This window comes from Methylocystis parvus OBBP, from assembly GCF_027571405.1.
Taxonomy (GTDB): Bacteria; Pseudomonadota; Alphaproteobacteria; order Rhizobiales; family Beijerinckiaceae; genus Methylocystis; species Methylocystis parva.
Genome location: NZ_CP092968.1, coordinates 846044 through 857607 on the forward strand (window position 1 = coordinate 846044; position 11564 = coordinate 857607).

Below are 11564 nucleotides of genomic sequence, written 5' to 3' on the forward strand. Positions count from 1 at the left end.
GCTCAGGCGTAAATTTCGGGATGCCGCAATTGCAGCGCCTGCGCAAGGGCGAGCGTCTTCATGTCGACGAGATCGCCGGCCGCCATCAGCGCCGCGAAATCGGCGGCGCTCATCTCGACGACGCGGATATTCTCGTCCTCCGCATCGAGCCCGCCGCCCGCCGCGACGCGGTCGGTTGCGGCGTAAGGCGCGAGATATAGAGTAAGCTTCTCCGTCGAAATGCCGGGCATGGTCCATGTCGTGGCGACATATTCCAGCTTGCCGAGTTGCAGCCCCGCTTCCTCCATCGCCTCGCGCCGCGCCGCGGCGGCGCAGTCGGCCTCGTCGAGAATGCCGGCGACGGCTTCGAGCGTCTTCTCCTGCCCGTCCGAAATGAACGGAGCCGGCCGGAACTGTTCGACCAGAACGACGGTCTTGCGCTGCGCGTCATAAGGCAGCACCGCGACGGCGGAGCCGTGGTCCTCGATCTCGCGATAGATGAGCTTGCCGTCCGGCAGACGCAGACAGGCGACCGAGAGACTCGCCCAGCCCTGGTGTTTGTAATCGAGATTGACGAGCGCGTGCTTTTTCATCGGTTCCCGATTCTGGACGAATCTCACAAAAACATCGAAACGCGCCGCCGGGATGGCGCGCCGACAAAAAAAGCGCGGACGAGCCGCGCTTTAGCTTGCTGACAAAGTTGCGGTGACGCCCCTCTCGCTTCGAGACGCCTGCTGCGCAGGCTCCTCAGCATGAGGGGCTTCTTCTTTAGCCCCAAACAGTTAGGCCTCATCCTGAGGAGCGCGCGCAGCGCGCGTCTCGAAGGACGAGGCCGCCTCGCCAATTACTCGATGATGCTGGCGACGACGCCGGCTCCGACGGTGCGGCCGCCTTCGCGGATGGCGAAGCGCAGCTTCTCCTCCATCGCCACCGGCACGATCAGGTTCACTTCCATCGTGACGTTGTCGCCCGGCATCACCATCTCGACGCCCTCGGGGAGCGTCACGATGCCGGTCACGTCCGTCGTGCGGAAATAAAACTGCGGGCGGTAATTCGTGAAGAACGGCGTGTGCCGGCCGCCCTCGTCCTTGGTCAGGATATAGGCCTCGGCCTTGAACTTCGTGTGCGGCTTCACCGAACCCGGCTTGCACAGAACCTGGCCGCGCTCAACGTCCTCGCGCTTCGTGCCGCGCAGCAGGCAGCCCACATTGTCGCCCGCCTCGCCCTGATCCAGCAGCTTGCGGAACATCTCGACGCCCGTCACCGTCGACTTCGTCGTCGGACGGATGCCCACGATCTCGACTTCCTCGCCCACCTTGATCACGCCGCGCTCGATGCGCCCCGTCACCACCGTGCCGCGGCCCGAAATCGAGAACACGTCCTCGACCGGCATCAGGAAGGGCTGATCCTTCGGACGCTCCGGCTGCGGAATGTAGCGGTCGACTTCCGCCATCAGCTTCAGGATCGCGTCATGGCCCAGCTCCGGAGACTTGTTCTCCAGCGCGCACAAAGCCGAACCCTTGACGATCGGAATGTCGTCGCCGGGGAAGTCATACTTCGACAGAAGCTCGCGCACTTCGAGCTCGACCAGCTCCAGAAGCTCCGGATCGTCGACCATGTCGACCTTGTTGAGGAACACCACCAGCGCCGGCACGCCGACCTGGCGGGCGAGCAGGATGTGCTCGCGGGTCTGCGGCATCGGGCCGTCGGCGGCCGACACCACCAGGATCGCGCCGTCCATCTGCGCCGCGCCGGTGATCATGTTCTTCACATAGTCGGCGTGGCCGGGGCAGTCGACATGCGCGTAATGGCGGTTCGTCGTCTCATATTCGACATGCGCCGTCGAAATCGTGATGCCGCGCGCCTTCTCCTCCGGCGCCTTGTCGATCTGGTCATAGGCCGTGAAGGTCGCGCCGCCCGTCTCCGCCAGAACCTTCGTGATCGCCGCCGTCAAGGACGTCTTGCCATGATCGACGTGACCGATCGTTCCAATATTGCAGTGCGGCTTGGTGCGAGAGAATTTTTCCTTGGCCATGGTCCCCGTTCCGTCTGAGCGGGTCCTCCGCCCGCGCGCGGCGGGCTTTTACGGGGTAACAGGGACAAGAGCAAGGGGGCGGCGCAACGTCGCCGTAACAGACAGCGTTCGAATTGTCCGTCCGCGCGACTCTGACCAGTTTCGCCTTGTGGTTGGCCGGCGTCGTCGTCTTCGCCCCTCTCAGCGTCTTGCCGATCGACGCGCTACGGGCGCGGCTTCGCGCAACCGGGCTTCTCGCCCCCGCGTAAACGCCCCGGACGCCATAACGCAGGGACGGCGGAAGGCGCATGCGTTATATTGCGGCGCAACACCCCGCCCATGGAGCCGTCCAATGACGTCCGATCCCAGGCGAAGCCTTTTGCCTGTCGCTATTTTCTGGGTTTTCATCGTTCTGAGCGCCGCCTCTCTGGCGACCGGCGCGGCGCGGGAGCATGCAGCTCTCGACGCCGCGACCCGGGCATATCTCTCCGAACTGCATGTCTCGCTCGGCCTGACCGCCGCCATCTTCCTCGCGGCGCACATATTGGTCGCGGGGTTGCTCTGGCTGACCGTCGAAAGCGGCGGACCGCTCGGCGGCCGGGCCCGCGCCGCTTTTTGGCTGCGGCAGGGGATCTGCGTTCTCTTCCTCGTCACGGCGGCGGCGGGAACGCTCGCCTCGGCCTTCCGGGGCGAGCAGCTCTTCTTTTGGGAATATCCCCTTCCCTTCTGGGACGCGGGCGATCCGGCCCTTGCCGACAAGCTGCAGTCCGCACACGGATTTGCGGCTTACGCTCTCGCCGCCGCCATCGTCCTCTACGCAGGGCTCGTCTTGTTCGATCGCCTTTTTCCGGCCGGCGAAGCGCCCGCCAAGGCGCTCGAATTATCAGCGCCGCCGGACATCGCGGCCTTGATCGCGGATGGTTTGGCGCAGAGTTTCCGTTTCTTTGGCGCCGCAGCTTTCTGGCTGCAGCTTTTACTCGCGATCGTTTCGGCGGTGTTGCTGGCTTTTGGCTATGTCGGCCATTCCGTGAGCCCCGACGGCTCGGGCTTTGGCGACGCGATCTATTGGGCCTCGGCGGGGCTCGCTTTGCTGATCGTCTCCATCCTGTTCGGCTTCCGCTATATGAGCGCCGCCATTCGAATCCGCATGCATCCGGAAGGTTATCTCGCTCATCAGCGACGCATGGCCTTCTGGTTCGTCGGCGCGGGCGGGCTGGTCGATCTTCTCGGAGCGCTTGTGTCCTTCGTCGGCGTCGGCCTGAGCGTGGCGCTGCTTGTCGGCAAGACCGTCTCACAACCGCCGGGCATCGCCATCACCGACCCCAACAAGATCATCCGCGCGCTCGACGTCTTCGTATTGCTCGTGAACTTCAACCTGCTTTTCGCACATTGCGTGGGCGTCGGCGTCGCGGCATGGCTGAGCATCAGCAGCCTGAAGGCGCGTCATCAATATGTGGTGGCGAAGGAGGTGACGCGCGCCGCCGAGGCGGTTGTCGATCAGGCGCAATAGCCGGCCGAGAGTTGCGGCGACAGCGTCAGCAGGCGCGGGGCGCGCGCTCGTTACGCGGCTCCAGACAGATTGCTTGAAATCTTTGGAAAGATGCCCGAAAGCGTCGTGCCGACAGCTCTCGCTCCGGCGATGACCGCGAGGCCGAGGAAGACCGCCAGCAGCGAATATTCAATCGCGGTCGCGCCGGATTCGTCGGCCCAGAATTTCTGCATCATGCCCCGCCCTCGCAACGATTCCCACATTCCCGCAAAGGTCGCCCCGAGAGGTGAGGAAGACGTTAATGGCTCGCGCTACCGTTGCGCAGGGCTACCTTGCCATTATTGTCTTAACCGCACGGAAGACGGAGCCGGAGCGCTTACGCTCCCTCCCCTTCGTCTCCCTCCCCCACATCCCCAATATGCTCGACCGACACCACACGCTCGTCCTCGGCCGTATTGAACACGATCACGCCCTGCGCGCCACGTCCCGCGACTCTAATCCCTTCCACCGGGCAGCGGATGAGCTGACCGCCATCGGTGACGAGCATGATCTCGTCGTCCGGACCGACGGGGAATGACGCCACGAGCTTGCCGTTGCGGGCGTTGACCGCCATGGCGACGATGCCTTTGCCGCCGCGCCCCGTAATACGATACTCGTAAGAGGAGGTGCGCTTGCCGTAGCCGTTCTCGGACACCGTCAGAATGATCTGCTCGGCCGCCTGCATCTCGTAGAAGCGCACATCGGAAAGTTCGACGGCGCCCGTCCCCTCTTCTGCTTCCGCGCCCGCATCCGGCGCGACATCCTCGCCCATGCGACGGCGCAGCGCGCTCGCCTTTTTGAGATATGCGGCGCGCTCGTCGCCCGTCGCTTCGAAATGTTTGAGGATCGACAGCGAAATGACGCGATCGCCGTCGGCGAGCGACACGCCGCGCACGCCCATGGAGCTGCGGCCCTGGAAGACGCGCACTTCCGGCACGGCGAAACGGATGCACTGGCCGTCGCTCGTCGTCAGCAGAATGTCGTCATGCTCCGTCGCCGTGGCGACGTCGACGATCCCCTCGCCCTCGTCGAGCTTCATGGCGATCAGGCCGTTGCGGCGCACGTCGACGAAATCCGAGAGCTTGTTGCGCCTCACCGTGCCGCGCGTCGTCGCGAAGATGACGTCGAGCGTCTCCCAACTCGTCTCGTCCTCGGGCAGCGGCATGATGGTGGTGATGCGTTCGCCGGACTCGAGCGGCAGCATGTTGACGAGCGCCTTGCCCCGCGCCTGCGGCGCCGCGAGCGGCAGCCGCCAGACTTTTTCCTTATAGGCCTTGCCGCGCGAGGAGAAGAACAGCACCGGCGTATGGGTGTTGGCGACGAAGAGGCGGTGGACGAAATCCTCCTCCTTCATCTGCATGCCAGAGCGGCCCTTGCCGCCGCGCCTTTGCGCCCGATAGGTCGAAAGCGGCACGCGCTTGATGTAGCCGGCATGGGAGACGGTGACGACCATGTCCTCGCGGACGATAAGGTCCTCGTCCTCCACCTCGCCGTCGGAGTCGAGAATCTCCGTGCGGCGCGGCGTCGCATAAGCCTCCTTCACCGCCAGCATCTCGTCCTTCACGATGCCGAACAGCCTTTCGCGCGAGCCGAGGATCTCGAGATATTCCGCGATCTCGGCTGCGAGCTTGTTCAAGGCTTCCGCGATCTCCTCGCGGCCGAGCGCCGTGAGGCGCTGCAGGCGCAGATCGAGGATCGCGCGCGCCTGCGCCTCGGAGAGGCGGATCGTGCCGTCGTCGGAGAGCTTGTGGCGTGGATCGGCGATAAGCTCCACGAGCGGCGCCATGTCCTTCGCCGGCCAGTCGCGCGCCATCAAGGCTTCGCGCGCCGCCGCGGCGTCAGCCGAGGTGCGGATGAGGCGGATCACTTCGTCGATATTCGCGACCGCGATAGCGAGGCCAACCTGCAGATGGGCGTTGTCGCGCGCTTTGTTCAGCCGGAACTTGGTGCGGCGGGTGACGACCGTCTCGCGGAAATCGACGAAGGCGCGCAGCACGTCATGGAGCGTCATCAGCTCCGGCCGGCCGCCATTGAGCGCGATCATGTTCACCGCGAAGCTCGATTGCAGCGCGGTGTGGCGCCAGAGCTGGTTCAGCACGACGTCGGCGACCGCCTCGCGCTTCAGCTCCACCACGATGCGCATGCCGTCGCGGTCGGACTCGTCGCGCAGATCCGAGATGCCTTCGATCTTCTTTTCCTTGACGAGTTCCGCGATGCGCTCGATCAGCGCGGCCTTGTTCACCTGATAGGGTATCTCGGTGAAGATGATCGCCTCGCGCTCCTTGCGCAGCGTCTCGATCTCGGCTTTCGCGCGCATGATGATCGAGCCGCGCCCGGTCGCGTAGGCGTTGCGGATGCCGCCGCGCCCGAGGATCGTCGCCGCCGTCGGAAAGTCCGGGCCGGGAACGATCTCCATCAGTTCGGCGACAGTCATGTCGGGCTTGTCGATCAGCGCGATGCAGGCGTCTATGACTTCGCCGAGATTATGCGGCGGAATATTCGTCGCCATGCCGACGGCGATGCCGCCGGCGCCGTTGACGAGCAGGTTCGGGAAGCGCGCCGGAAGGACGGTCGGCTCATGCTCCTTGCCGTCATAGTTCGGCTGGAAGTCGACCGTGCCTTCGTCGATGTCCTCGAGCAGCGCGAGGGCGGGCTTGGCGAGGCGCGACTCAGTGTAGCGCATGGCCGCCGGCGGATCATTGTCGACCGAGCCGAAATTGCCCTGTCCGTCGACGAGCATGAGCCGCATCGAGAAGGGTTGCGCCATGCGCACCAGCGCGTCGTAGATCGCCGCGTCGCCATGCGGATGATATTTACCCATGACGTCGCCGACGATGCGCGCCGACTTCACGTAAGGCTTGTCGGGCGTGTGCCCGTTCTCGTTCATCGAAAACAGGATGCGCCGATGCACGGGCTTGAGGCCGTCGCGAACGTCCGGCAGCGCGCGGCTCACGATCACGCTCATCGCGTAATCGAGATAGCTGCGCTTCATCTCGTCGGCGATGGACACCGGCCTGATGTCGGAGCCGTGCTTTTCGGGTTCGTCTTTTTTCGAGTCGTCGTCGGCCAATTGCGCGCCATCCGGGGCTAAATCCTGATCCTTTCCGTATAGGCGATTCGGCGGCGCGGCGCCAGTTTCGCCCGGATATGATACACATTGAAATTCAACGCCTTAGATTGAGCATGCCGGACTATTGCGGGGATAGCCGCGCAACGAAAATCAAAATCCGGGCCGAATGAAAGTAAATTGGCTCGACAGCAACGTTTTTTACCTTCCAAGCTTGATCGCCGCCCTGCGCCATGCTCCTATCCGCCCGCCTTGCCGAGACGTAAGGCGGCTCGCTCGAGGCCCGGCTGTCGCCGCGTCGATTTCATCTCGTTGCGGCGACCGGCATTTGAGCGGGAATTGCTTGTGTAATGAAGAATTTTTGGAAGGATCGAATATGGTCAAGTTTCTGAAAATGTTGTGTATATCCGTCGTCGCGTTCGGCGCCGTCAACGGCGTCGCCCTCGCCTCCGACAGCGAAGGCGACGGGCGTTCCTGCCCGGTGAGCTGGCAGACTCTGCGGGATGCGTTGAGAGCCGCCAAGGCCGACAGGAGCGTCACGACTCCAGGCGCCTTCGGCAACAATATGTGGGGCGTCGTCGTGAACCGCACCGGGGCGGTGTGCGCGGTCGCGTTTTCAGGCTCCGCCGCGAGCGATCAGTGGCTCCTCAGCCGACAGATCGCAGCCGCAAAGGCTTTCACGGCGAACGGCCTCAGCCTCGACTCCATTCTCGGCGGCAGCAAACAGCTCTCGACCCAGCAGCTTTACGACCTCGTCCAGCCCGGCGGCGGCCTCTACGGCGTGCATTTCGGCAATATTCAGGACGCGGCGGACGCTACGAAAGGGCCGGCGTCGAAATGGGGCGCCGCCTCAGATCCGATGGTCGGGCTGCGCGTGGCCGGCATGATCACTTTCGGCGGCGGGCTCGCACTCGTCAACAATCGCGGCGTCGTGGTCGGGGGTCTTGGAATATCCGGCGATACGGCGTGCCAGGACGATAAATTCGCCCGAGCGGTTCGCACCGGACTGGGGTTGAATGGCGGCGTCGCGGATGCGGGGACCGGAGCAACCTGCCGGTAAGTTCGTCATATTGGCGGCGCTGAAAAGACATCGCCCCGGCCGATGGGCCGGGGCGACATTTCTCTCACTGATCGCTCGCGCGCCTGTTGCGTGAGGCTTCCTCGGCGCTCGACGCCGCACCGGCGTCTCCGGGCTCGATGAGCCCGAAATCGTCTTCGTCGAAGACCGACGACGAAGCCGGGGGCTTCGGAGCCGGCGACGGGGCGATATAGGCCTCGATCTCCTCATGCGCGTCGAAACGCGTCTCGACGACGGGTTCCGGAAAACGGCTCCCCTTCGGCTCGACGATTTGCGGTTCGACCAACGTAAGCTCGGGCTCACGCTGCCGGGGCTCCGCCGCCTCGACGATGAGAGGCGCCACGACCGGTTCGACGGCAACCACGGCGGCGGCTACTCCCGAGGCGCGGCTCGGACGCATGACGCGCGAGACGTTTACGGTGGAAGGCGCGGCCGGCTCCTCGGTCGAGCGGCGCATTCTGGCGGCCAGCATTTTCAGGGCGGAAGCAGGCTCTTCCGCTTCGTTCGACGCTCGCGGATCAGCGCTGGCGGGCGCAGGCGTCGCCGACTCGCTCCTGCTCGACCGCATGGCGGCGATCTTACCCATAAGGCCGCCGATCGCGCCTTCCGTTTTCTCGGCGCTGGCGGGCGCCGGCTTGCGAGCGGCGACGACCGGCGCCTCCGCGACCGGCTCCACCTCATGCTCGGCCTTCTTGGCGAAGCGCGCATGGAGCGTCGGCAGCAAGCGGGCGAAGAGCGACGGAGTCGCCTCGGAGGCGGGCTCGTCGACCATAGCTATAGCTGCGGGAGCCTCTTGTCCGCGACGCGGTTCGGGGTCGCGGGAGACCCGCTTCACCGGCGCGGCCTCGGCCTCCATCGCCTCGGCCACAGCCGCGTCATCGCCGGCCTTGCGACGCCGTTTCAAAAGAACATAGGCTCCGAGCGCCGCAACGCCGAACAGCGCAGGATAGAGCAGGCTCGACAGCAGCCCGCCGCCCTGCGCTTCCTCCGGCGCTGGCGCCAGCGCGGGCGGCGCCGACTTCGCGGACACGTCTCGCGTCAGCAAGTCGCCGGCGACATAGGGAGCGACCTTGTCGGCCGCGGCGTCGAAATCCTCATAGGCCTTGCCGCGATCATAGACGATGGTCGAAGCGAGCGACGCCGCTTCGTCCTTCAGACGCTCCGCGCCTTCGCCGCCGTCGGCGAGCCCGACCTTGATCGCGCCCTGGCGGCCAAGCGCCCAGGATTCGCAATTGAAGAATTTGTCGAGCCCGTTCTGATCGTTTTGCGTCGAAATATTCACGCAGGCGGAGAGACGGCGCTTGTCGTCGATCGCCGGCGCGATGAGCCAACCGTCGAGCGCCACCGGCGGCTGGCCGGCGTGGACGCGCTGGGCGTTGACCTCGGGCAGACTCGCTTCGAACGCCGTCAACAGCTTCCCGGGCTCGAGCGAATCGGGCTCGCCGGTCTTGATGTAACCATCGTCGAGCAATTCGACAGGCGCGAGCCATTCGAGCTTTCCGCCGGCCGGGGCGACCATTCCCTGAACGCCCGGCCGCCATTCGAGACCGGCTTCCTGGGCAAGTTTGTGCGCTGTCTCGAGCGGCAGGAAAACGCGGCCGGCCGGCAACCACATCGTGGCCCGATCGCCGATCCGAATCTCCGCCGGGCCAACGAGGCCCTCCGCCAGAAGCGACGCAATGCGCGCATCCGAAGCCTCCTGAACGGCGGCGGGATCGCTGGAAGTCGCGGGAGCCGTCTGACCCTCCAGCTGGGCGTCCGCGGCTTGCTCCGCGACGGGCTGATCCGCGGCGACGGCGGCCGGCGCTTCCGGCGCCAGGGAGCGCAATTTCGGAACGAAAGAAGCCGCGGGAGAATCCCCCTGAAGCTCCACCACATTCTCGCCGAGCGCCGCGACCGGCGGCTTGATCGCCGCAATGGCGCGGCGCGGCGGATTGAAGGTCATGATCGGCGCCTCGAAACGCGCGGGCTCGACGATCGTGGCTTCGCCCGCCACAGCGGCGGCTTCGACCGGCGCGGGCGGCAAGGCTGCGTCCTGCCCTTCGGCCGGCGCGGCCGGCGTTTCATTCGGGAGTTGCGCCGCGACCGAGGGGGCCTCTCCTGCGGCCGGGGCCGGCGTGTCGGCGAGCGCTGGCTGCTGCTCGACGGGCATAGCCGGCGGGGGAGCGGATGGAGCCTCGGCGACCGGCTGCGCGGGAATGGGCGCCGCGGCGACGGGAGCGGGCTGCGCAGGAGCCGGCGCGGCTTCCTTGACGGGCGCCGGCGCGGGCTTCGCGGCGACGGCCGGCTGCGGGGCAGGTTTGGGCGCGAGCTTTTGCGCTTGAGCGGCGCCCTTGACCGGCTTCATCGGCGCCATCTCGAAAATGATGTCCTGCGCGGAATTCGCCGGGGACATGGGCGGCATCTCGTAGATCACGTCGCCGCTGCTGCGGCCGTCGCGCGCCCAGCCTTGCGTCGGGACAAGGGACAACACGGCGAGCAAGGCGACGCTCGACGCGACAACAGGCGGCTTGGAATACGACATCGACCACTCCACGACGCATACAAGGATACGCAGGTCGCGACGTTGACGGCCGAAGCTGAAGAAAGCGCTATTTCTGGGTTGTGAGATTAAGGAAACGCATTGGCAGCGTTAACGCCCGGTTTACGCAGCCGCTCAAGACGCCGCGAAAAGCTGCGCCGGATCGGCGGGTTTGAGCTCGACGCTCTCTCCGCAGCCGCAAGCCGACGTCTGATTTGGATTTTCGAAGACGAAGGCCGAAGAGAATTTGTCGATCTTCACATCCATCGTCGTGCCCAAAAGATACAGAACCGCGCCCGCGTCGACGATGACCCTGCCGCCCTCGAAATCGATCACTTCGTCGCCCTTTTGGGGCTCGGCGAGCGCCATCTTGTAGGACATGCCGGCGCAACCGCCTTTTTCCACCGATACGCGCAGGCCGGTCTCCGCCGCTGCGTTGGCCAGCAGGCCGCGCACGCGCTCGGCGGCGGCGGGGCTGACGATCATCACGCTCGGTTTCGGCAGCGGCATTTTTCTTCTTCCTCAGTAATTGGCCCAGAGGCCCGGAGACGCCAGCTCTACCAGATGGTGGTCTGGGTCTCGAAAATAAAGGCTCTCTCCGCCGCGCGGCCATTTCATGACGGCTTCGATCTCGACGCCGCACGCCGCGAGGCGGGTCCTCCATTCCGGAATGTCGTCCGCCTCCACCGCAAAGGCGAGATGCGCGGGACCTTGCCCATCATGCGGCGGAATGCGGCCGCCGGGAAGATCGATCGGCTCGAGCGCGCCGCCTTGCCTGAACAGCAACAGCACGCTGGCCGGTCCACAATCCAACGCCCACATGCGGCTGTCCTGCATCATGGGCGATAAGCCGAGCGCATCCCGATAGAAGCGCCCCGCTCTCTCGAGGTCCTCGACATAAAGGGCCGTCTCCAGAACTCTCGGCTTCGTTTGCGGAGCAAACATGACGCTCGACTTCCGACATGACGCCTGTCGCTTGGCGTCTTTCGTTCAGAACATGTCGAGCGTGACGCGCGCCTCGTCCGACATGCGGCTCTGATCCCATGGGGGATCGAATACGAGATTGACCTTCACTTCCGAAACGCCCGGGACGGCGCCGACGGCGTTCTTCACCCATATGGGCATTTCCCCCGCGACGGGACATCCCGGCGCTGTCAGCGTCATGTCGATTTCCACGACGCCGGCGTCAGAAATATCAATACGGTAGACCAGCCCCAGTTCGTAGACGTCGGCCGGGATCTCCGGATCGTAGACGGTCTTCAGCGCCTTCACGATGTCGTCGGTCAGGCTGTCGTTTTTAGACGCGGAGATAGAAGCGCGGTCGTCCTCCGCGGCGACTTCCGGCTCGCTTGGGTTTAGAGCGTCGGTCATCAGCAC

At 65.1% G+C, this 11564-nt stretch carries 10 protein-coding genes; 2 read left to right on the plus strand and 8 right to left on the minus strand.

The window, feature by feature from the left end; all coding sequences use genetic code 11:
- Positions 1–2: 2 nt before the first annotated feature.
- Together MMG94_RS04205 and tuf are read right to left on the minus strand one after the other, a co-directional pair.
- Complete coding sequence (locus MMG94_RS04205; RefSeq protein ID WP_016921141.1) at positions 3–572, minus strand: NUDIX domain-containing protein; 570 nt, start codon at positions 570–572, stop codon at positions 3–5.
- A gap of 251 nt (positions 573–823) precedes the next feature.
- A complete protein-coding gene (gene tuf / locus MMG94_RS04210; protein WP_016917710.1) occupies positions 824–2014 on the minus strand; it encodes an elongation factor Tu in 1191 nt (396 codons plus the stop codon).
- A 331-nt stretch (positions 2015–2345) separates the two neighbouring features.
- Between tuf and MMG94_RS04215 the strand changes: the two genes are divergently transcribed.
- Entirely contained in the window at positions 2346–3503 is a 1158-nt protein-coding gene (locus tag MMG94_RS04215) for a DUF3611 family protein (RefSeq protein ID WP_016921815.1), read from the plus strand.
- A 50-nt stretch (positions 3504–3553) separates the two neighbouring features.
- On the opposite strand, the gene MMG94_RS04220 is transcribed toward MMG94_RS04215, so the two are convergent.
- A complete protein-coding gene (locus MMG94_RS04220) occupies positions 3554–3718 on the minus strand; it encodes a Flp family type IVb pilin (protein WP_016921814.1) in 165 nt (54 codons plus the stop codon).
- A 140-nt stretch (positions 3719–3858) separates the two neighbouring features.
- Complete coding sequence (gyrA, locus tag MMG94_RS04225) at positions 3859–6591, minus strand: DNA gyrase subunit A (protein WP_016921813.1); 2733 nt, start codon at positions 6589–6591, stop codon at positions 3859–3861.
- A gap of 373 nt (positions 6592–6964) precedes the next feature.
- On the opposite strand from gyrA, the gene MMG94_RS04230 reads away from it, so the two are divergent.
- The gene (locus MMG94_RS04230; RefSeq protein ID WP_016921812.1) at positions 6965–7648 is read left to right on the plus strand and encodes a GlcG/HbpS family heme-binding protein; all 684 of its coding nucleotides are present in this window, start codon (positions 6965–6967) and stop codon (positions 7646–7648) included.
- A 64-nt stretch (positions 7649–7712) separates the two neighbouring features.
- Here MMG94_RS04230 and MMG94_RS04235 read toward each other — a convergent pair whose 3' ends face one another.
- From MMG94_RS04235 to MMG94_RS04250, 4 genes are all read right to left on the minus strand, one after another.
- Positions 7713–10190, minus strand: a complete 2478-nt coding sequence (locus tag MMG94_RS04235) for a DUF2167 domain-containing protein (protein ID WP_016921811.1) — start codon at positions 10188–10190, stop codon at positions 7713–7715.
- A 132-nt stretch (positions 10191–10322) separates the two neighbouring features.
- Positions 10323–10697, minus strand: coding sequence for a HesB/IscA family protein (locus MMG94_RS04240; protein ID WP_016921810.1), 375 nt, complete (start codon positions 10695–10697; stop codon positions 10323–10325).
- 12 nt (positions 10698–10709) lie between these two features.
- Positions 10710–11132, minus strand: a complete 423-nt coding sequence (locus MMG94_RS04245; RefSeq protein ID WP_016921809.1) for a VOC family protein — start codon at positions 11130–11132, stop codon at positions 10710–10712.
- A gap of 45 nt (positions 11133–11177) precedes the next feature.
- Positions 11178–11558: an SUF system Fe-S cluster assembly protein gene (locus tag MMG94_RS04250; RefSeq protein ID WP_016921808.1), complete on the minus strand. Its 381-nt coding sequence runs from the start codon at positions 11556–11558 to the stop codon at positions 11178–11180.
- Between the last annotated feature and the right edge of the window lie 6 nt (positions 11559–11564).